This is a genomic window from Arthrobacter sp. JUb119 (assembly GCF_024807995.1).
Classification (GTDB): domain Bacteria; phylum Actinomycetota; class Actinomycetes; order Actinomycetales; family Micrococcaceae; genus Glutamicibacter.
The window spans coordinates 92,077-117,960 of record NZ_JANUFE010000005.1 but is presented as its reverse complement, the minus strand read 5'-3'; the positions used below and the strand labels follow the sequence as shown (position 1 = coordinate 117,960).

Here is a 25,884-nt window from a genome sequence, read left to right as displayed (position 1 = left end):
TCAGGCCTTGCGTGCTTCCAAGGCGGAAATCAGCTGGGGCACGACCTTGAAGACATCCCCCACCACGCCGAAGTCGGCGATCTCGAAGATCGGCGCATCGGCATCCTTGTTGATGGCGATGATGGTCTTGGCGGTCTGCATGCCCGCCTTGTGCTGGATGGCTCCGGAAATGCCCAGTGCCACGTACAGCTGGGGAGAAACTGCCACGCCGGTCTGGCCCACCTGGGCGGCATGCTCGACGTATCCGGCATCCACCGCCGCACGCGACGCGCCCACGGCAGCGCCCAAGGCATCGGCCAGCTGGTGCACCAGGTCGAACTGCTCCGCGCTGCCCAACCCGCGGCCACCGGAGACCACGCGTGCCGCGGAACGCAGCTCGGGACGGGTGGATGCCGTTTCGGCCGTTCTCAGTTCCTTGACCTCGACCTCCGGCTTGGCGCTGGCGGCTACCTCCAGCGGGATCGCGCTCGCCGGTTGGGCCTGGGCACGCTCTTCGATGCTGCCCACGCGCACGGTGATCACCGGCGCGCCGAAGGTCGGGGCGCTGTGGGTCGAATACGCGCCGCCGTAGATCGAGTGGGCTGCGATGATTCCCTGGTCATCACGCGAAACACCGAGCGCATCGACGCTCAGCGCCAAGCGGTGGCGCACCGCGAAGCGTGCGGCCACTTCGCGCGAAGCCAGGGTATGCCCCAGCAGCACGGCTTGTGGCTGGATTTGCCCGAAGGCCTGCTGCAGCGCGTCAGCCATCGGCGCGGTCAGCACCGGAGAATCGACGGCGGCGGTGAGTACCTGCGCGGCGCCAGACTCGCTGGCTTGCGCCGCCAGTGAATCAAGGGATCCGGCCGGAGCGGCGAGAAGCGCTACCGGGGTGCCCACGGCAGAGGCGGCGCCGAGCAGTTCCGCGTGGTTCTTGGCCAGCGTTCCAGTGGCCGTGGTCTCGAGGAAAACAAGAATTGAATCAGAAGCAAAGGAAGTCATGGTTTTCTTTCCGCTCACACCAGGTTGTTCTTGACGAGGAATTCGGCCACTGCGTTACCGGCATCGCCGTCATCGGCAATGACAGTTCCGGCGGTGCGGGGCGGGCGCTGGGCCACCGAAACCATGATGGAACGCGCAGTATCCGCAGGCAGGGACTCGACGCCCAAATCGGCCAGGGACAGGGACTCGACCGGTTTCTTCTTCGCGGCCATGATGCCCTTGAAATTCGGGAAGCGGGCATCTGGCAATGCCTCGGTGATCGAAGCGACCGCTGGCAATGGAGCGCTGATCTGGGCGGCAGCGCCATCCAGCTCGCGCAATCCGCTGATCGCGCCGTCGGCAATTTCTACCGAGGACAACGAGGTCGCCGCCGGAAGATCAAGCAGCTCGGCCAGCATGACCGGGAGCATGCCCGCGGAGCCGTCGGTGGACATGTTGCCGGTGAGGACCAGATCGTAGCTGCCTCGGCGCAAAGCCGCCGCCAGGACCTGCGCGGTGAGGACCAGATCGGCGCCGAGAAGCTCCTCGTCGCTGATATGCACGGCGCTGGCAGCACCCATGGCCAAACCCTTGCGCAGGGTGGCCTGAGCTGAATCCGGGCCCATGGTCAGCACGGTGATTTCAGTTCCAGGGTTCGCATCAGCATGCTTCAGCGCAACTTCCAGGGTCCGCTCGCCGATTTCATCGAGCACCACTTCTGAAGCGGCACGGTCGGCCAGGCCGGTCTCCAGATCCAGCAGGCGGTCCTCTCCGGTATCTGGGACTTCTTTGATCAAAACCGCGATCTTCATTATTTTCTCCCTCTTATCGCAGTAGCATCTGCCAGGACAGCCGATGGCCGGAAATCACCAATGATCCGGGGCTTCGCGGACCACTGAAGCGGCCCCCGCCGAAACTACTAGGAAATCCAAGTTCATTAATAGGCCACGGCGCAGATTTTCTGCAGAGCTGAAAGCATTGTGTCGCAGGCTACGTCTGTCTTTGCTGTTCATCTTGTCGGATTCAGCGCCATTGGTCAATGAAAGTGGACAAGAAAACAGCAAGTGAGCACCTTGAACACCAAAGGTCCACGGTCCGGCGGGGTCATCCGGGCATGCTTCCACGCAGGTGAGCCGCATCGCGCTATTCGCCCGGCTTCGGGCGGGCACCGTAGGCTTTAACCAGAGACCAATTTCGGAACCAAAGGACGGCTCATGGCCAGCAAAAAGCGTCAAGGCAAGAAGAACTCGGGCGCAGGAAATCCTGCCAAGGCGGCAGCGCGCGGTCGCAGCGTGTTCCTGGTCCAGGCTGAACAGCAGATCAATGCGCTTCGCCAGGACTACACAACTTGGGTAGCGCAGCAGGTTCCTGCCTTTTCGCCTGAACAGGCGGCGCAGGCAGCGGGCATGCAGCTGGACGTCATCGGGCAGATCGCCGGCCAGTACGCCGAGAACGCCCGCAGCTCGAACCTGTTCGACCTGGACATCGATGTCTTCGGCGAGACTCTGGCCGAGCACCTGGGCAACCTGCCGGAATCCTTGGCTCCGGAGCCGATCTTCACCACATGGCTGGAATACTTCAGCTTCATCGAGCAGCGCATGCTCTGGCAGGGCCCTGCGGAGAACCTCGAAGCCCTGCGCGAGATGCTGGAAGATACGCTCAATGGTTTTGCCGAGGGCGACGCGGAGCTATGCGGATTGCTGCGCGAAACCAGGTTGTTCAGCCAGGTCAAGGCCTATGCCCAGGCGGTGGCCGAAGGCGTGGACATGGAGGACTTCAGTGCAGCAGCCGAAGCGCCGCGCGCCAAGGTATTGACTGCCGTTGGCCTGGATGCCGAAACCTTCGACCCGGAAGGCCCGGCGCCACTAGCCTTCAACTACATCTGGAGCGCCGGCCGGATGTCCGTCGTGGAGTCGGAAGGATCGGTGTTGCGCACGGATCCGGACGCCTACGAATTGCTGGTTGCCGGCGAGGAAGCGGGCAGCGCGCAGCTGCTCTTCGAGATGGCTGTCGGCTGCGTCCAGGCGCACCTGAACCCGACCTTCGATGTCACCTTGCGGGATGAAGCCCATTACCTGGTGCTGCGTAACCTGCTGGTCACCGCATCCACCGGCCGCGAAGGGGACTTGGAGGGCCTGCGCCGCAACTGCGGTCCGAAGATCTACGATGCCGTGCTTCCAGAAGCCCGCATCGCCATGGATTCCTTGGTCGGCTACGGTCTGATTTCCAAGGACGGCGAGCACTACAGCATCGACGAGCGCCTGGTTCCGGTCATCTCCGCCGGCATCTCAGAGGTCGAGGCCTTCTTCGAAGAAGCCGAATAAGGCAGGGGATGATACCCGCAGCGGCACCAGTCTGCGGGTATCATCCAACCTAGGAAGATATTCGCTAGTAGCAAGCAGGCAATCGCTAATGGGCAAGAAAAATAATCGGCCAATGAGCTGGCTGCCTGCAGCCAGCGGGATCCTCTTCGCGGTGCTGCTGCTGATCGTGGATCCGCTGATCGCGGATGCCCCATGGTGGTCCGAACCCGACCTGTGGGTGCCCTTGGCGTTCCCGCTGCTTCCATGGCTGGCAGTTGCCGGCGTGATGGCATGGCTGGGAAGCGCAACCGAGCGCTGGCTGCACGCTCTGGTGTTCAGCTTCAGCGCCCTGGCCGCCGGGGTGATTCCCGGCCTTTTCTGGACGCTACTGCTCTTTGACGCTTTCCCGGATTCCGCCAGCCCGCAGCTTCCCATGGCCGTCTCGCTATTCTCGGGTGCGGTGGCAATTGTGCTGGGTGCAGTTGCAGGCGGGCGGGCAATTTTCAGGGGTTTCAGGAAGGCCCGGCTGGCCGCCGTGGCGAACTAGGCGGCGGAGCGAAGCCCCTGGAGGCTATCGAGCCTGGTCGTCCTGCCGCGAGGCAGCGATGGAGATCAGTTTCCGCAGCACCTCCAGGTCGATGTCCTCCAGCTTTTTCACGTACACGCAACCGGCTCCCTCGGTGTATTTGCCCAGCTGCGGCAAGAGCTGGGCGCCCTCGGGAAGGTCCTTCAGCCCGTAGAGCGAGAGCTGGGCCTTGCGCGGCGAGAAACCGGTCTTAGGCCAGATGCCCGTGGTGCGCGCATTGGCAGGGGAGATATAGGTGTAGCTTCCGTAGCCCACCATGCTCGGTCCCCACATCACCGGCTGCTCGCCGGTGGCTTCGCGGAAGATGCGGTCCAGTTCGTGGCCGTCAACCCGGCGCTTGGCCGGGGTTGCCGCCTCAATGAATTCCTCCACGCTGGCCTCAGTTGGAAGGGTCTTCTGACTTGTTGGCAAGTGATGCCTCCTCGGGTGCTCCAGGTGATTCGGCCTGGAAAATTGTCGACAGCTTGCGGTACTGGCTGGTGCCCATGGCCAGCAGCGCCACCACAATCATGATCAGCCCGCCGGCCAGGAATATCAAGGCGATGCCGCGCGCCTGGCCTTGCCCCACCAGCCAGCCGAAGCGGTCGTCGCCCGCTGGCGAGCGCATGAAGGGGATGACCAGGTACTGGGCAATCGGCGCGATCAGGAAAGCGGTAATCGGCGCCGCGGCGGCTTCCATCATCTGGGCGAAGCCGAACACCCGGCCCTGGCGGCGGAAGGTGACCACCTTCTGGATCACCGTTTGCTCCGAGGCTTCCACCGCCGGGATCAGCATCATGTAGAGCCAGATGCCCAGCACATAGAGCCACGTCCATTCGCGGATGGTGAAGATCGCGCCGAGGAATCCCATGACGGCAACCAGCAGGAGCATGGTGCGGATCGGGTTGGCCCCCAGGCCGAACTTGGCGATGGCCAAGCCGCCGATGATGAAGCCGGTGGATGCCAGCCCGAAGGTGATGCCCCAGGCTTCGACCGGCATGATGGTCAGCCCGTAGGGATCCATCAGCGCCATGTAGGTGCCGCCGATGAAGTTGTTGAACATCGAGAAGATGATCAGCGCGAATAGGCCAGGGATGGCCATCACTGTAGTGAAGCCCAGGCGCAGGTCGCTGGTCTTGGTCCGCCCTTCCTCCTTTTCCGGTTCCTCCTCCGGGATGGAGATGCCCAAAAGGTGCAGCATCGTGACCACGACCATCACGATGGCAATGGCCAGCGTCCATCCCATCCCCAGCAGTCCGATGGACAGCCCGGAGAACACGCTGGTGATGATGAAGGCGATGCCCTGCACCGTGCCTACCAGTCCGTTGGCGTTGGCATGGCGCTCGACCGGGATCAGCAAGGTGACCGTCGTGGACAGCGCGATGCCTCGCATCTGCTCCACGATCGCGCCGAACAGGATGACCAGGCAGAAGATCCAGAACTGCCATCCTCCGATATCCAGGATGTCCTTCGTGGGCAGCCAGAGGTAGATCAGCCCAGCCAGGGAAAAGGCCACAGCGGTGATCATCGCGGAGAAGACGAAGACCGATTTCTTGCGGTGGTTGTCCACGATCGTCCCGAAAACCATGGAGAACACGGAGATCAGCAGCATGAATGCGCCGCCGATGATGCCGGTGGCCATGACGTTCTCGGTCTCCAGGTACACCCAGAAGGTCAGCGCGAACCACAGGTAGCTGGTGGTGAGGTTCGCGACGGCGGTGTTGACCAGGATGTGCATGAAAGAGCGCTGGCCCTGCGGCGGAACTTCGGGGTTCTGGCCGTGGGCTGGCGGGAGATCAGGGGGTCCTTCATCGCGCATGGGCAAGCCTGCTTCGAAAAAGTGGCTGGTGGTCGTAGCAAAAGAATACGCCGATGCATTGATAGGCAACAGGTGTGAATTCAGACGATCGAAAACATAGTAGTCAGATGCCTAGCCCAAGCCTAGGCATAACCCTAGTGTGACCGCCCGCACTTTCTGCCAAGGTTGAATCCATGCAAACCGGCTGCAGCGGTTTCCCCTTTAAACGAGCATTGAATGGACGGAGCACACCACGCCATGACCGAGACCCTGAACGAGGTATCCAGCCTGCTGGATAACGCGCTGGTTGACAGCCCGGAAACCGGAGAGTTCCGCGCCAACCGAAATATCTTCACCGACGAAGAGATTTTCGAGATGGAAATGAAGCACATCTGGGAAGGCAACTGGGTGTACTTGGCCCACGAGTCCCAGATCCCGAACATCGGCGACTACTACACCACCAACATCGGCCGCCAGCCCATCATCATCTCGCGCAACAAGCAGGGCGAACTCAACGCGCTGATCAACGCCTGCAGCCACCGCGGAGCCATGCTCTGCCGGCGCAAGACCGATAACCGCACCACCTTCACCTGCCCGTTCCATGGCTGGACCTTCAACAACTCCGGCAAGCTGCTCAAGGTCAAGGATTCGCGGGGAGCTGGCTACCCGGAGCAGTTCAACAAGGACGGCTCCCACGATTTGACCAAGGTCGCCCGTTTCGAGAACTACCGCGGTTTCCTCTTCGGCTCGCTGAACGCCGATGTCCTGCCGCTGGAAGAGCACCTGGGCGAGGCCACGAAGATCATCGACATGATGGTTGACCAGTCCGAAGAAGGCCTGGAAGTGCTGCGCGGCGCCTCGACCTACACCTATGACGGCAACTGGAAGCTGCAGGCGGAGAACGGCGCCGACGGCTACCACGTCTCGGCCACCCACTGGAACTACGCCGCCACCCAGGCCCGCCGCGCCAACGGCGAATCCTCCAACGACACCAAGACCATGGACGCCGGCGGCTGGGACAAGCAGAAGGGCGGCTACTACTCCTTCGAGCACGGCCACCTGCTGCTGTGGACCGAATGGCTGGACCCGGCCAACCGCCCGCTGGCCGAGAAGCGCGACGAGCTGGTCGCCAAGTTCGGCGAAGCCAAGGCCGACTGGATGATCGGCATTTCGCGCAACCTGTGCCTGTACCCGAACGTGTACCTGATGGACCAGTTCGGCTCGCAGATCCGCGTCTTCCGGCCGATCTCCGTGGACAAGACCGAGGTGACCATCTACTGCTTCGCCCCGGTGGGCGAATCGGACACCGCGCGCGCGGCCCGCATCCGCCAGTACGAGGACTTCTTCAACGCCTCGGGCATGGCCACCCCGGATGACCTGGAAGAATTCCGCTCCTGCCAGAAGACCTACCTGGCCACCTCGGCGCAGTGGAATGACCTCTCGCGCGGCCAGGCCCACCAGATCACCGGCCCGGATGAGAACGCGGACAAGGTGGGCCTGAAGCCCATCTCCTCCGGAGCGCGCACCGAGGACGAGGGCTTGTACCCGATCCAGCACGGCTACTGGCTGCAGACCATGCGCCAAGCCGTGGATAACGAACGCGAAGCACAGAACTAAGGTCGAAGGGACAAGACAGATGAGCACCATCGCACTGACCGAGGCGCCGACTTCCAACGGCGCAGTCACCACCGCGGATATCGCGCAGTTCCTCTACCAGGAAGCCCGCTTCCTCGATGACCGCGACTTCGACCGTTGGCTGGACTGCTACCACCCGGAAGCCACCTTCTGGATGCCGGCCTGGGCCGATGACGAGCAGCTGACCGAAGATCCGCAGCGCGAGATCTCGCTGATCTACTACGCTAACCGCGGCGGCCTGGAAGACCGCGTCTTCCGCATCAAGACCGACCGCTCCTCGGCCACCTCGCTGCCCGAGCCGCGCACCGGGCACAACATCACCAACGTGGAGATCGTTGCAGTGGACGGCGACAAGGTGGACATCCGCTTCAACTGGTTCACCCTGTACTACCGCTACCAGAACGTGGACACCTACTTCGGCACCTCGTTCTACACGATCGACTACTCCGGCACCGCGCCGGTGATCACCGCGAAGAAGGTCGTTCTGAAGAACGACTACATCCACCACGTGGTGGACATCTACCACATTTAAGCGACACCCATTGGGCGGCGGGGCCAGTGCAGGCCCCGCCGAATCGCCCATCCCCGAATCCTGTGAAATGAGCATGCCATGTCCCACCAGGTAGCCCTCGCCTTTGAAGACGGAATCACCCGCTTCATCAAGGTCGGCGCGAACGAAACCGTCGCCGATGCCTCCTACAAAGCCCGCATCAACATCCCGCTGGACTGCCGCGACGGCGCCTGCGGCACCTGCAAGGCCTTCTGCGAGTCGGGCAAGTACGACGGCGGCGACTACATCGAAGAAGCCTTGACCGACGACGAGGCAGAGGCCGGATACTGCCTGCCCTGCCAGATGGTCCCCGAATCCGACCTCGTGCTGCAGATCCCGACCACCTCGGATGTCGCCAAGACCTCGGCCGCCTCCTTCGAATCCACGCTGAGCGAGATCCGCCGCATCTCCGAAACCACCTACGCCTTCAGCCTCGAGGTGGACAAGCGCGAAGACCTCTCCTTCCTGCCGGGCCAGTACGTGAACATCGAGGTCCCCGGCTCCGGCGGGCAAACCCGTTCCTACTCCTTCAGCTCGGGCCCGGAAGTGGACATCGTCTCCTTCCTGATCCGCATCACCGATGGCGGTCTGATGTCCACCTACATGCGCGATACCGCGCAGGTGGGCGACCGCATCACCTTCACCGGCCCGATGGGCAGCTTCTTCCTGCGCGAACCCAAGCGCCAATCGCTGCTGCTCGCCGGCGGTACCGGCCTGGCCCCGCTGCTGGCCATCCTGGAGAAGCTGGCCGGCATGGACAACCCGCACCCGGTGCACCTGATCTACGGCGTGAACACCGACATCGACCTGGTCGAACTCGATGTGCTGCAGGACTACACCCAGCGCATCGCGGGCTTCAGCTTCGACACCGTGGTGGGTGACCCGGACAGCGCTTCACAGAAGAAGGGCTACGTCACCAACCACTTCGAGCCGCAGCACCTGGCCGAGGGCGACGTGGATATCTACCTTTGCGGCCCGCCTCCGATGGTGGAGGGCGTGCGCCGCCACCTGGAAGCCGAAGGCCTCAAGCCGCAGAATTTCTACTACGAGAAGTTCGCGCTGGCCGTCGTTCCGGACGCCGAGCCTGCCGCCCCGGCTGCCGAGGCGCCCGCCGCGCAAGCCGCCGCCGACCAGGGCTACGAAATCGGCGAGGAGCACGCCAGCTTCGAGGCCCAGTTCGATGCGCGCATGGCCTTGGAACTGGCCGTCGTCGAGCTGACCATGGGCAAGCTGGCCGAGGGCCAGCTGGGCGAATTCAAGGTCCTGGCCGAACTGGCCGGCAAGACCCTGGACGGCGAGAAGTTCATCAACGCCGAGGAATTCACCGTCACCAATGACGCCTTCCACGAATTCCTGTTCAAGGCCGTGGGCAACGAGCACCTGCTGCAGGCCTACCGCCGCCTGGACGTGCCGGCGCTGATGGCCGCCGTGCTGCGCCAGGAGCACTGGATCGACGGGGCCGTGGACGCCGACCACCTGGGCATCGTCGCCGCTTTCGAGAAGCAGGACATCGCCGCTGCCCGCGCAGCGATCACCGCGCACAACCAGCACGCCAAGGCCACCATGGCCGCCGCTTCCAAGGCAGCGGCCCAGTGAGCGCCGGGCTGCCCGAGTCCTTCCATCCGGGACGCTTTGCCGGCAAGGTCGTCATGGTCACCGGCGCCGCCCAGGGCATCGGCTGGTCCGTGGCCCGGCGCATCGCCGCCGAGGGCGGGGAAATGGTGCTCGTGGACCGCGCGGCGCTGATCCACGAGGTGGCCGGGGCCCTGCGCGCCGACGGCGCCACCGCGCTGAGCGTGACCGCCGACCTGGAAACCTACGAGGGCGCGCTGGCTGCGGTCACCGCCGCGAAGGACCAGTTCGGACGCATCGATGTGCTGGTCAACAACGTGGGCGGAACCATTTGGGCCAAGCCCTACGAGCACTACGCGCCCGAGGAGATCGAAAAGGAAATCCGGCGATCGCTGTTCCCGACCTTGTGGATGTGCCGTGCGGTCTTCGAGGAAATGGTCCAGGCCCGATCCGGAACCATCGTGAACGTCTCCTCGGTCGCCACCCGCGGCATGAACCGCGTCCCGTACGCGGCGGCCAAGGGCGGGGTCAAGGCCATCACCTCGGCGCTGGCCATGGAGGGCGCCGAGTTGGGCATCCGCGTGGTCGCCACCGCGCCGGGCGGCACCGAAGCCCCTGAGCGGGTAGTCAAGCGCGGGCCGGTGCCCACCGGCGAGCAGGAAAAGGCCTGGTACCAGGCCATCGTGGACCAGACCGTGGACTCCACCTTGCTCAAGCGCTACGGCACCTTGGACGAGCAGTCGGCGCCCATCGTGTTCCTGGCCTCGGATGAGGCCTCTTACATCACCGGTTCCACCCTCGCGGTGGCCGGAGGTGACCTCGGCTAGCGGCAGTACCGGCACCACAAACGCACCACCATGGAACAAACGGCTCGTGATCACGGGCCGTTTGTTCCATCCAGCACCAACCCGGCCGTGCTTCCAGCGCCGGGCACGTATTTTCCGGGGAACAACGAGGTTCCCCGGTCACCGCAAACGAACGGAAAAACACGTGAATACCAGCCCAATGACATCCAGCAATGCCGCCAATGGCGCCGTGCGCTGGGTGGTGGTGATCGCCGCCATCGCCCTGATCTTCGACGGCTACGACCTGGTGGTTTTCGGAACCATCGTCTCCACGCTGCTGGCGGACCCCAGCCAGCTCGGCCAGCTCGATGAAGCCGCCGCCGGATTGCTGGGCAGCTACGCGCTGCTCGGCGTGATGGTCGGTGCGCTGTCCACCGGCGCGATCGGCGACTACATCGGCCGGCGCAAGGCGATGATCACCGGCATCATCTGGTTCTCCGTCGGCATGGGCCTGACCGCGCTGGCCCCCGACACCCTGTGGTTCGGCATCCTGCGCTTCCTCACCGGCATGGGCGTGGGTGCGATCGTGGCCACCGCTGGCGCGGTGGTGGCCGAGTTCGCCCCGAAGAACCGCCGCAACTACTACAACGCGATCGTCTACTCGGGCGTGCCGGCCGGAGGCGTGCTCGCCTCGCTGCTGGCCATGGTGCTCAGCGACGTGATCGGCTGGCGCGGGCTGTTCCTCATCGGCGCGCTGCCGCTGCTGTTCCTGCTGCCGATGGCCTGGTTCAAGCTGCCCGAATCCCCGCAGTGGCTGCTCTCCCGCGGCCGCGTGGCCGAAGCCCGCGAGGTGGCTGCGCGCACCGGAATGCTGCTGGAACTTCCCAGCGACGCCGATGCCGGGCAGCTGAAGGCCGAACGTGTCGGCTTCGCCGCGCTGGCCACAAGGCGCTACGCGCTGCCTACCGCACTGCTGGGCATGATGAGCTTCGCCGGGCTGCTGCTGACCTATGGGCTGAACACCTGGATGCCGGAAATCATGCAGCAGGCAGGCTACGGCAAGTCCCATTCGCTGCTCTTCTTGCTGGTGCTGAACCTCGCCGCGGTCTTCGGCGGGCTGCTGGCTTCGGTGGCCGCCGACCGCGTCGGACCCAAGCAGGTCGTGGCGCTGACCTTCTTCCTGGCCGCGCTGGCGATGGTGCTGCTGACCCTCAAGCTCCCGCTGGGCTTGCTGCTGTCCCTGGTGGCAGTGGCAGGTGTGGGAACCATCGGCACGCAGGTGCTGATCTACGGCTTTGTGTCGAACTACTACCACAGTGCCGCCCGCGGGGCCGGGGTGGCCTGGTGCGCCGGATTCGGCAGGCTGGGCGGGATCTTCGGCCCGCTGCTGGGCGGAGTGCTGCTTTCGGCGGGAGTTTCCCCGGGAACCGCATTCTATGTCTTCGCCGCAGTTGCTATCGTTGGAACGCTGGTCACCACCTGCGTCCCGATGACCCGTTCGGCCGCGCAGCGCAGCGCGCAAGAAGAGCTGGCTGCCGCGGGAGCAGGGAAGTAGCAGCACATCGAAACGCAACGCGGCGACGCAGGAAGGCTGGTGAACGCCATGCTCAGTGCCCAGCAGGGCCAGGATGCGCTCATCGGCCTTTCCCGCGAAGTCCAGCAAACTGGCAGTACCCTGGCCGTGCTGAAGGGTCCGCGCGGCAGCGGCAAGAGCACCATCATCAAGGCGCTGCTAACCCGGTTGGCCAGCCAATCGGTGCAGCTGGTGACCGCCTCGCGCTGGGAAACCGCGCAGCCCGGAGCGGCCTTGGGCCCGTTGCTGCAACGCAGCCACGCAGGCTCGGCCGGGGCGCTGGGCGAGGCCTTGCTGGAATACCTGCGCAGGGAGGCGCCGCAACCCCGTGTGCTGGTGCTGGAAAATGCGCAATGGGTCGATGACCTGAGCTTCCAGGCGCTGCACTACGCCTGGCGCCGCTTGCGCAATGAACCGGTACTCATCGTGCTGGTGATGCGCGACCAGAACCTGGCCAGGCTTTCACCGGAAACCCGGGAATTCCTGGCCGACAGCCAATTGAAGATCCTGCAGCTTCAAGTGCCCGATCCAACGCATGCGCGCGAGATTATCTGCGCCAGGACGGGGATCGACCTGCCGCCCATGGCCGTCGAGCAGCTGGTGGACTACACCGAGGGCAACCTGCAGGTGGTCATCGAGCTGGCCCAGGAGAATCCGGAGCACAGCTGGGAGCAGTTCGACCGCTGGCCGCCTGCCCCTCACGCCCTGTCCTTGCACGTCATCGAGCTATTGGAGGGGTTGGAACCGCGGGCGCGGGCGCTGCTGGAAGCGGCCGCGGTGCTCGGCGCGCAGGCCCGGATCGACAATATCGCCAAGCTGGTGGGCGAGGATAATCCGCTGCTGCCGATCCAGCAGATTCTCGACTCCTCGCTGGCGCAAACCCACGGCCATAGCGGGAAGGTGCGGCTCGGGTTCGAGAACGCATTGACCCAAATGGCTGTCTACCATCAGATCCCGCTGAGCACCCGCATCCGGTTGCATGCTTGCGCCGCGGACATCGTCGAGGACCAGGGGGCCAAGCTGGGCCATCGGGCCGATGCGAGCATCCTGCCCGATGGCAGCTTGTCGATGGAACTGCAAGACTACGCGCGGTCCCAAGGCAAGCGGGGCGAGTGGTCTTCGGCCGCTACCGCGTACTTCAGGGCCATGCACTTGTCCCCGGAACCGATGCGCCGCGACTCCCTGCTGCTCAACGCAGTGGATGCGATTGTCGCCGCCGGCGAGCTGCCGCGGGCGCAAACCTTCGCGCATCAGCTTTCGAGCTTGGAAAGCAGTCCGGAACGGGACGTGCTTTCCGGATACATCTCGATCCTGCAAGGCCGCGCCAACACCGCGCAGCGCTGGCTGTCCAGTGCCTGGCAGAACGCGGTCCAGCATCAGGACAACGATGTGATGGCCGCGATCGCCCAACGCCAAGTCCTCGATTCGCTGTGCCGTTTGAAGGGGCAGAAGATCATTGACTGGGCTGAGCAATCGCTGCGCCTTGCCCAGGTGGGCAGCCCGCTGGCCATTGAGAACGCAGCCATCCAAGGGCTCGGCCTGGCAATGATGGGCCGGGCTGATGAGGGGGAACAGGTCTTGATGGACCTGCTGGCCACCCTTCCGGCGGGAGCACAGCGCCAGCGCGCGGAAATGTCACTGGGCTGGGTCTACCTCGCGACCGATCGCGTGGAGCTAGCCCGGCACGAGCTCTCCGCAGCCAGCTCCACGGACTTCAGCGATGGTTCCCTGCGCATCTCGCTGTGGGCCAAAGCCTGGTCGGCGCGCGCTGAATTCCTCATGGGCGACTGGGACCAAGCGCTGGAGACGGTTCGATCCGCGCAGTCCCTGCAGGAGCGTTCTGAAATCCAGATCCTGCGTCCGCTGATCCAGCTGACCGCGGTGCAGATTCACGCATTGCGCGGCAATTGGGAGCAGGCGGATCTGCACCTACGCAAGTCGTGGGCACGCACCGGCAGCTATGCCATTATGGAGATGCCTTACCGGATGGCGCGGGCCGAGATTGCCCGGGCGCAGGCAAACCATGAAGAGGTTGTGCGGACGCTGGAACCATTGCTTCGGCTGGACCGTACGCAGGGCATCGACCAAGCAGGTTTCTGGACCTGGCAGGATACATACGCCATGGCGCTAATCCGTTGCGAACGCCTGGATGAAGCAGAAAAATTCGTACAGCCGTTGCTGGAGAGTGCTCTCGCTTCAGGCCACCAGAGCGGAGCCGCTCGATTCCTGAGCGTGCAAGGCACCTTGCTGGCAGCCCGCGGTGATATCGACGCAGCCCGTTTGGCCTTTGAAGATGCCATCCGCCGTTTGGAAGGCATCGGGTCGGTCTACCACCGGGCAAAAATTGATTTCTACTACGGGCAATGCCTGCGCCGAGCCGGCAAGCGAGCCGAATGCGTTGCGCCGTTGACCCGCGCGCTGGCGATTTTCACGCACTTCGATGCATCCGTGTACATCGACCGCTGCACTCGTGAGCTCCAGGCAAGCGGAACCGGGATGCTGCGCAGGGAGAGTGCTGACTGGTCGACGCTGACGGCGCAGGAACAAGCCGTGGCCAAGCTGGTTTGCGAAGGTGCAAGCAATCGACGTGTCGCTGAAGAGCTGTATATAGGAACCAAGACAGTGCAATACCACCTGACCAAGATCTACACGAAGCTGGCGGTCTCAAACCGTACTGAGCTTGCTGCGCTGGCGCGTTTCGACCTTGAAGGATAGTGCCTTCCGACTGAAAAAAATTTTCATTCCCGAGGGCAGCAGAACCATGCGGAGTTCGAGTTGACCTACGCGCTGTGACTGTAGATTTTTTTCATTCAGCACGAATCGCTTGAATCGAACGCGGCCGGGATTCTTGATTCAGGCCGCGTCCAGCATTGCAACCAGACTCAAAGCCGTTGCTCCTGCGAAGTATGGGTGGTGTGGTGGTGCTAGTGACTGAAAAAATTTATCGCTCGAAATCCAAATCAGGTACTGGCTCTAGCTGGTTTCGGTTCCGGGCAGGCCCTCATCTTGGCCGAGCCCCAGTACTCGCCGCACTTCGGGGGTCAATTGCACCTCGCAGGCCGCAGCCTCCTGGGGACGTTGAGGACAACGATCGTTGACATGATCAAATTTCTCCACGTTGTCCACGCTCTCGGGAACCGTGATTGACCGCAGCCCGTGCGGAGATACCCACGTCTTGGAGCCATCCGGGCAAGCGAAGACCTTCCAGCCAAGCGCGTGCTTGTACATCTGATGCTGCTTGCACAAGAGATGAGTGTTCTGCCGGGTAGTGTGGCCGCCCTGTCCATACGCTTCGATGTGATCAATTTCCGAACGATCGGGCAGGCGGCGGCAACCAGGGAAACCGCAATGCTGGTCGCGGTAACGCAGCAAATCGCGCAACCCCTGGGAAGGCCGATATTTCTTGGGCTCCACATCAATTGCGGCTCCCGTCCACGGGTCGGTCAGAACGCGCTGGAACGACGGAGCATCCGCGGCGATTTCCAACGCTACGCCGATTGGGATCGGCCCGTAACCTTCCAAATCAGCGAGGGCGCGAGCGGGATTCGCGAGCATTTCAATGGCTGGGATCGTGATGGCAACCCGTGGCTTCAGCGGCATGCCTTCCATTCCGGGCCAGCCATGCAGATACACGTCCGCAAGCACATCGGCTTCAACCTGCGTTTGCGTGCGCAGATCCTTGGAATCAGTGATCTGGGCGGCTGCCTGCTTTATCGAGTTGCGAATCGAATGGATGACATCAGCGCGGTGATGCAGCTGCAAGGTAGCCATGCCATTCTCCTCATTCCACACCTTGAGATTACGGGCTGCGAATGCGTTCTTCTGCCGGTTCTCTGCCGAATTGGGATTCATCCGGTCGTGAAAGCGACGGGCCCGCTGGTAGACGGTCTCGTCGCAGGCTGTTCTTGCCAGAGGCAGCAAATTTTCCTCCATGCGGCCGACCTGCTCCGGGGAAAGGTCTTGCGAGTATTTGACGATGTCGTGGGCGGCCTTAACGGTAATCTCACCTGCAGCGAGCGCGGCAAGGGTGGCTTTGCAGGCGTGGCGCAAGCCCTTGGCATGGAACATCCGCTTGCTGGCTTTACGGACGGATTCGCGCAATGCGACAGCTGACTCAGCTACGAAATTGGAGTTGATGACCTGCTCGCTGCCACGGTCTATGCCATAGTATTCGGCACTCTTGCTGGCTTCGGCTTCCTCGTCTGGGGTGTGGGCATGCTCGGTGGCAATCAGGTCATTGAAGGACGCGCTGACCTGCTCGACTCCGTCTGCCAGTAAAACGCAGATAGCGGCTTCAGCGCTGCTCATCAGGCGTTGGAGTTTCTTCAGGCGTTCCAATGCGTCTCCGGGCCCATCCACGGGGCCCGCATTGAATAGTTCGTCGGCAACCTGCTTGATGGGTCCGAAGAACAACTGGTGCTCGCGATGGGCGTCGAGCGCTGACGCTCTGTGCGACTCCATGCGGGTGCCCGGCGGGCGCAGTGGAAGGCGATGTTCATCGTCGTGATCGTCTAGATATGCGGGAATAGTCATAGTTAACGTTCGCGCAGATTATCGACAGTATCTTCTGGTTCGAAACCAATTGTGGATAAGTTCTAGAAAGTTTATACGAATGCGATTAAGCGTGATTCCGGCGCGAAAATCGCTAGATCAGGGAAGGCAGTAATGGGTGCCGTGCTAGTTGCTAGTTGGATGCAGGGGGCGCGGCGGGCGGGTGAAGGCAGTTCGGATGCCAAAGGCTGCCATGGCTGCGAGTATGGCAAAGGCGAGGACGCTGGCCATGTACAGGGGTGCGGCTAGATCCGCGGCGGCATCGGCGTTCCAATCGGCAAAGGTGTCGCCCACCGAGTTCATATTGGCGAAGGAAGCGAAGAAATAAGCCGGTGCGCCTAAGGCAATGATCAGGCTCCAAGCTCCGATAGCCGCCCAGGCGGGCAGCTTGCGTCCGGCGGAAACTACCGGAACGAGCCAAGAAATGGCGAGGGCGGTTCCAGTGGCTGCGAAGACCCACCCTCCAAGCGAGTCGTAATTCTGGTCCATTGAGGCCATCTCGGAAATGGTTTCATCGAGGGAGAGTCCACTTGCTGCGGTCACGGCCCAATTGTTCATGAGCAGTGAGCCGTAAGCCGCGTAAGCCACGATCATGGCGAACCCGGAGATGGCTAGAAGTTTACGCATGTCAGTAGCCTAACAGTGCACTAGTCAACTCGGTGGGATAACCAATACGCGTATGAGTTGGGCGTCCATGCTACTTCCTTGCACGATCAAGCTGTCCTGAGGCCAGCTGCCTGTATTCCAGTGCAAGAATCCGTGAATCAGATGCCCTTAGTCGGTAAGGTGCATTATGTGCCGATCGGGAGCCCAAAGCGATCGCGCGAGCGATACCACCCAGCGCCGCAATGAGGCGCCAACCGTTAGAAGGAGACTAGGGATGATCTTCACCAAAAAAGGCGACGCCGCAGTTCTGGCCAAGCTCAGCACAGCTCCAGCACCCTATCGCGAGATTGCCGAACGGCTTCACACCATAATCATGCAGAGCGCACCATCGCTGGAGCCGATCGTCCGCTGGGGACTTCCGTTTTACGTCCGGGATGGCAAAGACGTCTGCTACATCAAGCCTGACAAGGACTTCGTAGCTTTCGGTTTTGGAGAAGTCGTGAATCCTGCCTACGAGGAAGGCTCCCACATGCATCCAGTTGCATGGACTATCACCTCGCTGGATTCTGCAACGGAAGACAGGATCCGGGACCTGGTGAAGAAGGCCGCGGGCTGATCCCGAGCAAGCTAGCTGGCCGCAAGATGAACAGTGCGCCCGCTGCAGGCAGCCGCATTGCCTGGAGTCCGTCCTCAAGTGCGCCGAAGGTCCCGGCAGCGTCATTGCTGTCGGGACCTTCCGCTTCGCGTCGGTAGTACTGAGGGCAAAAGCCTAGGCGGCAAGCATCGAGGTGCCGTGCTCCTCTTCTGGCATCCATCCGGTCCAGGCCCAGTGGTTCTGGGGTTCGCTGGCATCGGCAGCTCGGTGCGCGATGGATTGGGGTTGGAACTTCCCGGCTGGATCGTTCAGTGTTGAAGCATTCATGCTGCGCTCCCATTGGATTGGCGGGTGTTCGCCCGTTCGTCGAGGTTCCGGGTACGGCAACGGCGGGGGTCCGGCCAATGCTGCCGGGACCCCCGCCGTGTTGAGGCGCGCTGGGGCTTACTTCACAGGGTCGAGCACGAAGTCGTAGGTGACCTGCTTGCCGTTGCCCGATGCTGCTGGGTGCACGTCGAGCATCAGTTCCGGCTTCACCGCGGTGGCGATGTCGTCGTCGTTGTGCGCATCGCCCGGGAAGTACAGCTGGGCGGTGAGCAACTCGTGGCCCTCGGCGGAGACCTTCAGGTGCAGGTGCGCTGGGCGCCACGCGTGCCAGCCGGCGGCGGCGATCAGCTGGCCGCAGGCGCCGTCGGTCGGGATCTGGTACGGGGCTGGCTGCATGGTGTTGATCTGGAAGTTGCCTTCCTCGTCAGCAATGAAGGTGCCGCGCAGGTTCCACTCGGGGATGCCAGGGGCGAACTGCGAGTAGAAGCCCTCTTCGTCTGCGTGCCACAGCTCGATCTTGGCGTTCTTCAGCGCCGAGCCGTCGGTGGAGCGGACCTGGCCCTGGAAGAGCAGGTTGGTGCCCTTCTCGTCCTCGCGCATCGAGATGGTGGCAGGGGTGTTCTGCGAAGGCGCTTCGGGCACGTAGTAAGGGCCTTCGATCGAGCCCTTGTTGCCTTCGCGGTGGTCGGTGGCGACCTCTTCCACCGAGTGCTCCAGCCACACGTCCAGGAACAATGGCCATTCGCCGTCGTCGCCAACCTTGATCAACCATGCCTTCAGGGCATTGAACTCGTCGTAGCTCACGCGCTCTTCGAGGATGATGTCGTTGGCGGCCTTGACGAGCTTGGAAGCAAGCATGTTCACGCGCTCGGTGGAGGTCGCGATGCTGCCGAGCTTGCCGGAGTTGCGGAAGCTGTCGGTGGCGGCGTTGCCGGACTTGGCTGCAGTTGCGTCTGCTGGAGTTTCAGTGGTCATGGTGACTCCCCTAAATTATGTGGTGTGGCGGATGCGGATCCATACTGTGACCCCCATCATCCCGGGTGATTGATATTCAATGTAGTGCAGCGTCTATGCCAAGTGAAATACTCATTTGTCGGCCATTGGAACGTTTTGAATATCAATGCTTGTGGGCTGGGACACGGAGGGTATCCGCCGGTCCGGAAAAGTCCTAGGCCAGCGAATTCGGATGCTTGGCCAGCGCGGTGACCTTGATCTTCATGTACGGGTACATCGGGAAGCCGCTGAGGATTTCGTGCAGTTCGTCGTTGGATTCGACGTTGTACAGCGAGTGGTTCGCGTACTCGCCGACCACGCGCCAGATGCCCTGCATCTTGCCGCTGCGCTGCAGGCTTGCGGAGTACTCCTTTTCCCGGGCCTGGAAGTCAGCGACTTGCTCATTGGTCAGGTGGTCCGGGAAAACAACGTCCATACGGGCGAGGAACAACATGGGGATCTCCTTCAGTTCGAGGTGGAAAGCACGTGGTCCTGGCGGTAGCGCGCCAGCTTGGATTCGTCGATGGCGGCGCCCACGCCGGGCACGGTGCGCACCGGAATGCGGCCGTTGACGATCTGCAGCGGCTCGGCGAGCAGGTCATCGGCCATGTCCAGGAAATTGGACAATTCGCCGGCGCGGCGGCTGGTGGCTTCGAAGGCCGCGCCGAAGGTCACCGTGGCCAGCGAACCGACCTGGGTGTCGATCTGGTTGCCCATGGTGACATCCACGCCCAGCCCGGTGCACAGGCCCAGGATTTCGGTGGCTTCGGTGAAGCCCGAGCGGGCGGTCTTGATGCAGATCGCGTTCGCGCCGCCGGAGAGCAGCTCGCGCGAGGCATCGCCCGCGGTGGGCGCGGACTCGTCGGCGACGATCGGGATCGGGGAGCGTTCGACCAGGCGGCGTCGGCTCATCGCTTCCTTGGCATCGCACGGCTCTTCGAGCATGGTCAGACCCAGGCCCTCGGTCTTGCGCAGCACCTCCATGGACTCGTTCGCGCTCCAGCCGCGGTTGGCGTCCAGGTAGAGCTCCACGTCCTCGCCCAGCCCTTCGCGCAGCACGCGGCAGGCCTCGATGTCCAGGGCGAGCGGGCGGCGGCCGACCTTGAGCTTGAAGGTGGTGATGCCGTACTGTTCGCCGAAGCGCAGGGCCTCGTCGAGCAGCGCCTGGGCGGGCTTGAAGCCGAGCATGTGGCTCACGCGCATCGAGTCGGTGAAGCCGCCAAGCAGCTTGTGCACCGGCGTGCCCAGCGCCTGGCCGATGGCGTCCCAGACGGCGATGTCGATCGCGCCCTTGGCCACCTGGTTGTGGATGGTCCTATCCAGCACCTGGCGGATCTTGGCGCGGTCCATGATCTCCAGGCCGATCAGCTGCGGGGCGAAGACATCCTGCACGATCGCGACGATGGACTTCTGCGTCTCGCCGTAGGTGTACGGGCGCGGCGGGGCGTCGGCGGTGCCGATCACGCCTTCGTCGGTGTGCACGCGGATGAGCACGTGCTCGGCGGTGTGCACCTCGCCGCTGGCAAAGCGCAGCGGGTGGTTGTAGGGGATGGCGTAGGGGATTGTTTCAATCCGCTGGATTCGCATCGGGGTCCAGCCTTTCTAGGGGGTTGAGCAATGTGCAAAGTTCCAGGAAGTTGCGCACCAGCGCAGACTCGTTGCCGGCCTTCCAGGCGATCGCCAGGTCGACGGCCGGTGCGTTGCGCAGCGACCGGAAGGTGATCCGGGTGCTGTGCGGCAGGTAGTGGGTGGTGGGCAGCAGCCCGATGCCCAGGCCCGCGGCGACGAAGGTGAGCAGGGTGGAAGTCTCGCTGGCCACCTGCGCGATCTGCGGGGCGAAGCCCACGCGGCGGCAGGAGTCCATGATGATGTTGTTCACCGCGGAGGATGGCGGGTAGCAGATGAACTTCTCGCCAGCCAGCTGTTCCAGGTCCAGCTCATCGTGGGCGGCGAGGGGGTGGCCCAGCGGCAGCGCCACGGCCAGGTGGTCGCGGTCCAGCAGCATGTAGTCCACCTCGGTGCCGCGCACCGGCGGGCGCAGGATAGCCAGGTCCAGGCGTCCCTCGACCAGTCCCTCGACCATCTGCGGGGTGAGCATTTCGCCCTGCACGTTCAGCTGCAGGCCCGGCATCTGCTGGGAGCTGGCTTCGATGAGCTTGGGCATGATGCGCGAGGTGGCGCTGCCGGTGGAACCCAGTCGCAGCACGCCCAGCGCGCCTTGGCCCACGGTGCGCACATCGCGGGAGAGCTGGTCGAGCTCTGCAAGCAGGATGCGCCCGCGGCGCAGCAGCAGCTCACCGGCGTTGGTCAGTTCCACCTTGCGCGTGGTGCGGATCAGCAGCTGGGTATCCAGGGTCTCTTCGAGCTGCTTGATCTGCTGGGAGAGCGGTGGCTGCGCGATATGCAGGCGCGCCGCTGCGCGGCCGAAATGGCGTTCTTCGGCGACGGCGACAAAGTAGCGAAGTAGTCTCGTGTCCATGGTGCTCCGATCGTCGGACCGCGCGTCGAATGCGCAGAAGACGCTTGCTGGCAACTCTAACGCGGCGATCCAAGAGGGTAAAATACTTATTCTGGGTCGATTGAGAGTCTACAAGTATGAATGCTTGGGTCGCACTGTATTCAACGATTGATTTCCAGACCGGAATCACGCCGGGAGGCACTGGACTGCCATGGACCGCCACGGCCCCATGTCGCCACTTGGCCACCAGCACGGCTCCTTCCTGGTGCTTGGCAGCGGGACAGCTCGCGGCTAGGGTGTGAATGTGACGCTGGGCACATGTTTCGTGTCCGCGCAGATTCCGACGAGGCGATCCATGAAGGGGTACGCAGATGAAGGCTTATGCCCAGGGCGAGAGCGGACCGCAGCTGATCGAAGAGACGATCGGAGCCAACTTCGAACGCACCGCTGCCCGCTTCGGCCCGGCAGAAGCACTGGTTGAAGCGGCCAGCGGACGGCGTTGGTCATGGAGTGACCTGGATGCGCAGATCAACGCCCTGGCCAAGGGCCTGCTGGCCGCCGGCCTGGAGGCGGGAGACCGGGTGGGCATCTGGGCGCCTAACTGCGCGGAATGGGTATTCGCGCAATACGCCACCGCGAAGATCGGCGTCATCCTGGTCAACGTCAATCCTGCCTACCGCACCCACGAATACGCCTACGCGGTCAACCACTCCGGGGTGCGCCTGCTGCTGGCGGTCTCCGAATTCAAGACCAGCAACTACCGTTCGATGGTGGAGGCGACCCGCGCCGACACCCCGAGCCTCGAACGCGTGGTCTACGTGGACACCGGGGACTTCGCGCAATTGCTGGCCGAGGGCGAGCAGGTCAGCGACGAGGAGCTGGCCCGGCATCTGGCGGCCACCAAGCCCGGGGATCCGATCAACATCCAGTACACCTCGGGCACCACCGGCTACCCCAAGGGCGCGGTGCTCAGCCACCGCAACATCCTGAATAACGGCTACCAGGTCACCGGCATGATCGACCTGGACGAGCATGACCGGCTGTGCATCCCGGTGCCGTTCTACCACTGCTTCGGCATGGTGATGGGCAACCTGGGCTGCACCTCCCGGGGCGCGACCATCGTCATCCCGGCCCCGGGCTTCGACGCCGACACCACGCTGCGGGTAGTGGCGGAGGAGAAGTGCACGGGCCTGTACGGGGTGCCCACGATGTTCATCGCCATGCAGAACCTGCCCAATTTCAAGGTCTTCGACCTCTCGTCGCTGCGCACCGGCATCATGGCCGGATCCATCTGCCCGGTCGAGGTGATGCGCCGCTGCATCGACGAGATGGGCATGGACGGGGTGTCCATTGCCTACGGCATGACCGAGACCTCGCCGGTCTCCTGCCAGACCCGCAGCGACGACGATATCGAGCGCCGCACCTCCACCATCGGCCGGGTGCACCCGCATGTGGAAATCAAGGTGGTGGACCCGGTGAGCGGCGAAACCCTGCAGCGCGGGGAAACCGGCGAATACTGCACCCGCGGCTACTCGGTGATGCTCGGCTACTGGAACGACGAAGACAAGACCCGGGCGGCCATCGACGACGAGGGTTGGATGCACACCGGCGACTTGGCGGTGATGCGCGAGGACGGGTACTGCACCATCGTGGGCCGCATCAAGGACATGGTGATCCGCGGCGGGGAGAACATCTACCCGGCGGAAATCGAGGAATTCCTCTACAAGCATCCGGATATCGAGGACGTGCAGGTGATCGGGGTGCCCGATGAGAAGTACGGCGAGGCGATCTGCGCCTGCATCCGCATGAGGGACGGCCGCGAACCCCTGGACGTCGCGGCCATCGGCGAATACTGCACCGGGCATCTGGCGCATTACAAGATCCCCGCCTACGTGCAGATCCTGCAGGATTTCCCGACCACCGTCACCGGGAAGATCCGCAAGAACCAGCTGCGCGAGGATGCGGCGAAAGTGCTCGAACTGTAGCCAAATGCCACCAGGCAGGGGCGCAAGGCACAGCGTTGCTTTGGGTGGAGGTGACCTTGGACATAAATACTGCGTCGATGATTTTTCCGACTGCTAGTTTTCCAAGTAGCTTGCCTTGGGCAAGCCCGGCATGATTCGCTGATCCAGATCAGGTCCAGGCCAGGGGTTGCCAAGGAATCCGAACGTGAATGGGGCGCGTACTTGCAGAAACATTTCAGCCGCTTAGTGGGCATCGCTGTCATTTTGATCGTCGTTCTCGCGGCCTCGCTCTTGGCCTGGGCGTTGAGCATGACGGGGAAGCCTGCGCTGATGTGGAACCCGATCGAGGTCCATATCGGAAAACTCTGGACTACTTTCTACAGCACCGAGCTGCCGGATCTGTCCATCCTCGCTTTCGCCGTCGCCGCAGCAGTCTTCCTGGTGCTGCTGGTGGTCCTGGGCGAACGCTTTGTCACCTGGCGCTATCGCCGGACGCCGATCCAGAAATCGAGCCGGCCGCTGGCGCCCAAAGCGGTGATGGCCCGGACGCGGGGCATCTACGCCGGGCCGGTGACCGTGACCGTGCTGATCCCGGCGCACAATGAAGAAGCCTCCCTGCCGTACACCCTGAAAGCACTGGAAGAGCAGAGCTTTGCCCCCTCGAGCATCATCGTGGTTGCCGACAACTGCACCGACCGGACCGTGCAAGTTGCCCGCGAGCACGGGGTCGAGGTGTTCGAATCGGTGGAGAACAAGCACAAGAAGGGCGGCGCGCTGAACCAGGCGCTGCACTCCATCCTGCCCGGGATGGGCGATAACGACTGCGTCATGGTGATGGATGCCGACAGCCAGATCGGCGCGGACTTCCTGGCAACCGCCCGGGACCGCTTCACCTGGGACCGCGCGCTGATGTCCGTGGGCGGGCTGTTCCACGGAGAAGAGGGCCATGGGCTGATCGGCCAGTTCCAGCGCAATGAGTACACCCGCTACCAACGCGAAATCGGCCGTCGCGACGGCCGGGTCTTCGTGCTGACCGGAACGGCCTCGGTATTCCGCGCGACGGCCCTGCGCGAAGTGGCTGCGGCACGCGGGAGCATGCTGCCGGGCACCTGCGGCGAGGTCTACGACACGGAGGCTCTGACCGAAGACAACGAACTGACCATCGCGCTGAAAACCCTCGGCGCGCTGACCACATCGCCGCAGGACTGCACGGTGGTCACCGAGCTGATGCCCAACTGGAAGATGCTGTGGGCGCAGCGGCTGCGCTGGCAGCGCGGCGCCTTGGAGAACCTGGGCGCGTACGGAGTCACCCCGCAGACCACGCGGTACTGGGCCCAGCAGATCGGCATCGGCTACGGCGTGATCGCGCTGTTCAGCTATTTCGCGCTGATGATCATCATGCTGGTCTCCATGGACAACTGGGTGTGGTTCCCCTTCTGGATGCTGCTTGGAGCGCTCTTCGCTGTCGAGCGCGTGGTCACGGTCTGGCACGGCGGCTGGAAAGCCAGGATTATCGCCGCGCTGGTGATTCCGGAATTGGTCTATGACGCCTTCCTGGACCTTGCGTTCCTCAAGGGCGTAGGGGATATCGCGTTTGCCCGGAGCGCGGATTGGAAGCACGTCGACCACGCGGGCGCCGCACGTAAGGAAAGCACCTCATGATGAATCACCTCGTCCAGATTCCACATGGAATCATTCTTCCCGAGAGCGTTCTGCTCAGTGATTGGTTCGCGGTGCTCGCTTCGTTCGTCGCGATCAACACCGTGCTCTATCTGGTCCTGGGACTGGCCAAGCTGCTGCCGGTGATCCGGATCCGCAGCTCGCGGGGACGGGAACGGCGCTCAGAAACCCGGAATATCGATCCCGAGGCGTCCGTGTAGCTCATGCATCGCAGCTGGCAACCCCGCAAGCTCTATGCCCGGGCTGAAATAGAAGCCCTGCGCATAGTCGAAGTCCAGCTTCCGGGCCAGATCCAGATGTTCACCGGTTTCGATCCCCTCGACCAGAGTTCTGGCACCGATCTCGCGGGCAGCGGCCAGCAGGATGTCAACGTGTTCGCGAGCCTGCGTCGATGCCAGGTAGCGGATGAAAAGCGAACGGTCCAGCTTCACAATGTGCGGCTTCAGCCGGAGGATGCGCCCCCGCGTTGCATAGCCGATGCCGGCATCGTCAACCAGCAGCAGGCAGCCGAGCTCATCTGCATGGATGCGGGCGGCATCGCAAACTTCCGGCGCGGACTGCTCGTGCAGTTCCAGGCCCCAGAGCAGCCGGGGATCGAGTGCCGGCTCTGAGTGCGCGAACGCCCTGATCGCTGGACCCGAAGCATTCATGGTGAGCAGCAGCCCGTCGGGCAGGCCTTGGCTGGATTCGACAATGCGCTCCAGAGCGCGAAGCTCAAGTTCTACCAGGTTGCCTTCGGTCCGGGCCGCGGAGAAATGCTCGTCAGGGCTGCGCCCGTCGCTGAAGCGCGCCAGTGCCTCGAAACCCAGCAGCGTTGTGGAACGCAGGTTGATCAATGGCTGGAATACGAACTTCATGGACTACCTAACCTGGCGGTATGGGCTGGCAACTTGATTGCTGATTAGGCTGTTGCTACGAATGAGATCTTACCGCGCCACTGGCCGGGATCACGCGGTTAAGATGAATTAA

The 25,884-nt window shown here is 63.2% G+C and carries 24 protein-coding genes; 12 read left to right on the top strand and 12 right to left on the bottom strand.

What is annotated here, in order from left to right; genetic code table 11:
* Complete coding sequence (locus M2368_RS13745) at window positions 1–981, bottom strand: electron transfer flavoprotein subunit alpha/FixB family protein (RefSeq protein WP_105656496.1); 981 nt, start codon at window positions 979–981, stop codon at window positions 1–3.
* A gap of 14 nt (window positions 982–995) precedes the next feature.
* Entirely contained in the window at window positions 996–1,772 is a 777-nt protein-coding gene (locus M2368_RS13740; RefSeq protein WP_105656495.1) for an electron transfer flavoprotein subunit beta/FixA family protein, read from the bottom strand.
* Window positions 1,773–2,174: 402 nt separating this feature from the next.
* On the opposite strand from M2368_RS13740, the gene M2368_RS13735 reads away from it, so the two are divergent.
* Both M2368_RS13735 and M2368_RS13730 read left to right on the top strand, forming a co-directional pair.
* Complete coding sequence (locus tag M2368_RS13735) at window positions 2,175–3,284, top strand: hypothetical protein (protein WP_498724602.1); 1,110 nt, start codon at window positions 2,175–2,177, stop codon at window positions 3,282–3,284.
* Window positions 3,285–3,396: 112 nt separating this feature from the next.
* Entirely contained in the window at window positions 3,397–3,810 is a 414-nt protein-coding gene (locus tag M2368_RS13730) for a hypothetical protein (protein WP_105656493.1), read from the top strand.
* 24 nt (window positions 3,811–3,834) lie between these two features.
* Here the strand turns inward: M2368_RS13730 and M2368_RS13725 are convergent, their stop codons facing one another.
* Window positions 3,835–4,260 (bottom strand): DUF1801 domain-containing protein, encoded by a 426-nt coding sequence (locus tag M2368_RS13725; RefSeq protein WP_105656492.1) that lies wholly within the window; start codon window positions 4,258–4,260, stop codon window positions 3,835–3,837.
* The gene (locus M2368_RS13720; RefSeq protein ID WP_105656491.1) at window positions 4,229–5,647 is read right to left on the bottom strand and encodes an MFS transporter; all 1,419 of its coding nucleotides are present in this window, start codon (window positions 5,645–5,647) and stop codon (window positions 4,229–4,231) included. The genes M2368_RS13725 and M2368_RS13720 overlap by 32 nt, the downstream gene beginning before the upstream one ends.
* A gap of 237 nt (window positions 5,648–5,884) precedes the next feature.
* On the opposite strand from M2368_RS13720, the gene benA reads away from it, so the two are divergent.
* The 6 genes from benA to M2368_RS13690 all read left to right on the top strand — a co-directional run bounded on the left by benA (window position 5,885) and on the right by M2368_RS13690 (window position 14,456).
* Window positions 5,885–7,243, top strand: a complete 1,359-nt coding sequence (gene benA / locus M2368_RS13715) for a benzoate 1,2-dioxygenase large subunit (protein WP_133833874.1) — start codon at window positions 5,885–5,887, stop codon at window positions 7,241–7,243.
* Between the two features lie 19 nt (window positions 7,244–7,262).
* Entirely contained in the window at window positions 7,263–7,793 is a 531-nt protein-coding gene (benB, locus tag M2368_RS13710) for a benzoate 1,2-dioxygenase small subunit (protein WP_105656489.1), read from the top strand.
* Between the two features lie 78 nt (window positions 7,794–7,871).
* A complete protein-coding gene (gene benC, locus M2368_RS13705) occupies window positions 7,872–9,407 on the top strand; it encodes a benzoate 1,2-dioxygenase electron transfer component BenC (RefSeq protein WP_105662267.1) in 1,536 nt (511 codons plus the stop codon).
* Window positions 9,404–10,210: a 1,6-dihydroxycyclohexa-2,4-diene-1-carboxylate dehydrogenase gene (locus M2368_RS13700; protein WP_498724601.1), complete on the top strand. Its 807-nt coding sequence runs from the start codon at window positions 9,404–9,406 to the stop codon at window positions 10,208–10,210. Before benC ends, M2368_RS13700 begins: the two co-directional genes overlap by 4 nt.
* A 178-nt stretch (window positions 10,211–10,388) precedes the next feature.
* Window positions 10,389–11,723, top strand: coding sequence for an MFS transporter (locus M2368_RS13695; RefSeq protein WP_332486427.1), 1,335 nt, complete (start codon window positions 10,389–10,391; stop codon window positions 11,721–11,723).
* Window positions 11,724–11,771: 48 nt separating this feature from the next.
* Window positions 11,772–14,456 (top strand): helix-turn-helix transcriptional regulator, encoded by a 2,685-nt coding sequence (locus M2368_RS13690; protein WP_483561957.1) that lies wholly within the window; start codon window positions 11,772–11,774, stop codon window positions 14,454–14,456.
* 258 nt (window positions 14,457–14,714) lie between these two features.
* Here M2368_RS13690 and M2368_RS13685 read toward each other — a convergent pair whose 3' ends face one another.
* Window positions 14,715–16,274 carry an HNH endonuclease signature motif containing protein gene (locus M2368_RS13685; protein ID WP_133833879.1) on the bottom strand — a complete coding sequence of 520 codons (1,560 nt, stop codon included), beginning with the start codon at window positions 16,272–16,274 and terminating at the stop codon, window positions 14,715–14,717.
* Between the two features lie 144 nt (window positions 16,275–16,418).
* Window positions 16,419–16,919, bottom strand: a complete 501-nt coding sequence (locus M2368_RS13680) for a hypothetical protein (RefSeq protein WP_105656484.1) — start codon at window positions 16,917–16,919, stop codon at window positions 16,419–16,421.
* A 253-nt stretch (window positions 16,920–17,172) separates the two neighbouring features.
* On the opposite strand from M2368_RS13680, the gene M2368_RS13675 reads away from it, so the two are divergent.
* The gene (locus M2368_RS13675; RefSeq protein WP_332486432.1) at window positions 17,173–17,514 is read left to right on the top strand and encodes a DUF1801 domain-containing protein; all 342 of its coding nucleotides are present in this window, start codon (window positions 17,173–17,175) and stop codon (window positions 17,512–17,514) included.
* A gap of 153 nt (window positions 17,515–17,667) precedes the next feature.
* On the opposite strand, the gene M2368_RS13670 is transcribed toward M2368_RS13675, so the two are convergent.
* The 5 genes from M2368_RS13670 to M2368_RS13650 all read right to left on the bottom strand — a co-directional run bounded on the left by M2368_RS13670 (window position 17,668) and on the right by M2368_RS13650 (window position 21,292).
* Complete coding sequence (locus tag M2368_RS13670; RefSeq protein WP_332486434.1) at window positions 17,668–17,820, bottom strand: hypothetical protein; 153 nt, start codon at window positions 17,818–17,820, stop codon at window positions 17,668–17,670.
* Between the two features lie 117 nt (window positions 17,821–17,937).
* Entirely contained in the window at window positions 17,938–18,795 is an 858-nt protein-coding gene (gene catA, locus M2368_RS13665) for a catechol 1,2-dioxygenase (protein WP_105656483.1), read from the bottom strand.
* Window positions 18,796–18,988: 193 nt separating this feature from the next.
* Window positions 18,989–19,267: a muconolactone Delta-isomerase gene (catC, locus tag M2368_RS13660; RefSeq protein WP_105656482.1), complete on the bottom strand. Its 279-nt coding sequence runs from the start codon at window positions 19,265–19,267 to the stop codon at window positions 18,989–18,991.
* A gap of 11 nt (window positions 19,268–19,278) precedes the next feature.
* Entirely contained in the window at window positions 19,279–20,400 is a 1,122-nt protein-coding gene (locus M2368_RS13655; RefSeq protein WP_498724600.1) for an enolase C-terminal domain-like protein, read from the bottom strand.
* Window positions 20,381–21,292, bottom strand: coding sequence for a LysR substrate-binding domain-containing protein (locus M2368_RS13650; protein ID WP_498724599.1), 912 nt, complete (start codon window positions 21,290–21,292; stop codon window positions 20,381–20,383). Before M2368_RS13650 ends, M2368_RS13655 begins: the two co-directional genes overlap by 20 nt.
* 350 nt (window positions 21,293–21,642) lie before the next feature.
* Here M2368_RS13650 and M2368_RS13645 point away from each other — a divergent pair, with 350 nt between their 5' ends.
* From M2368_RS13645 to M2368_RS13635, 3 genes are all read left to right on the top strand, one after another.
* Window positions 21,643–23,256 (top strand): AMP-binding protein, encoded by a 1,614-nt coding sequence (locus M2368_RS13645; RefSeq protein WP_105656480.1) that lies wholly within the window; start codon window positions 21,643–21,645, stop codon window positions 23,254–23,256.
* Window positions 23,257–23,457: 201 nt separating this feature from the next.
* Window positions 23,458–24,897: a glycosyltransferase family 2 protein gene (locus tag M2368_RS13640; RefSeq protein WP_498724598.1), complete on the top strand. Its 1,440-nt coding sequence runs from the start codon at window positions 23,458–23,460 to the stop codon at window positions 24,895–24,897.
* A complete protein-coding gene (locus tag M2368_RS13635) occupies window positions 24,894–25,115 on the top strand; it encodes a hypothetical protein (RefSeq protein ID WP_286134077.1) in 222 nt (73 codons plus the stop codon). Before M2368_RS13640 ends, M2368_RS13635 begins: the two co-directional genes overlap by 4 nt.
* Here M2368_RS13635 and M2368_RS13630 read toward each other — a convergent pair.
* The gene (locus M2368_RS13630; RefSeq protein ID WP_105662275.1) at window positions 25,077–25,772 is read right to left on the bottom strand and encodes an EAL domain-containing protein; all 696 of its coding nucleotides are present in this window, start codon (window positions 25,770–25,772) and stop codon (window positions 25,077–25,079) included. The genes M2368_RS13635 and M2368_RS13630 overlap by 39 nt on opposite strands.
* Window positions 25,773–25,884 lie beyond the last annotated feature (112 nt).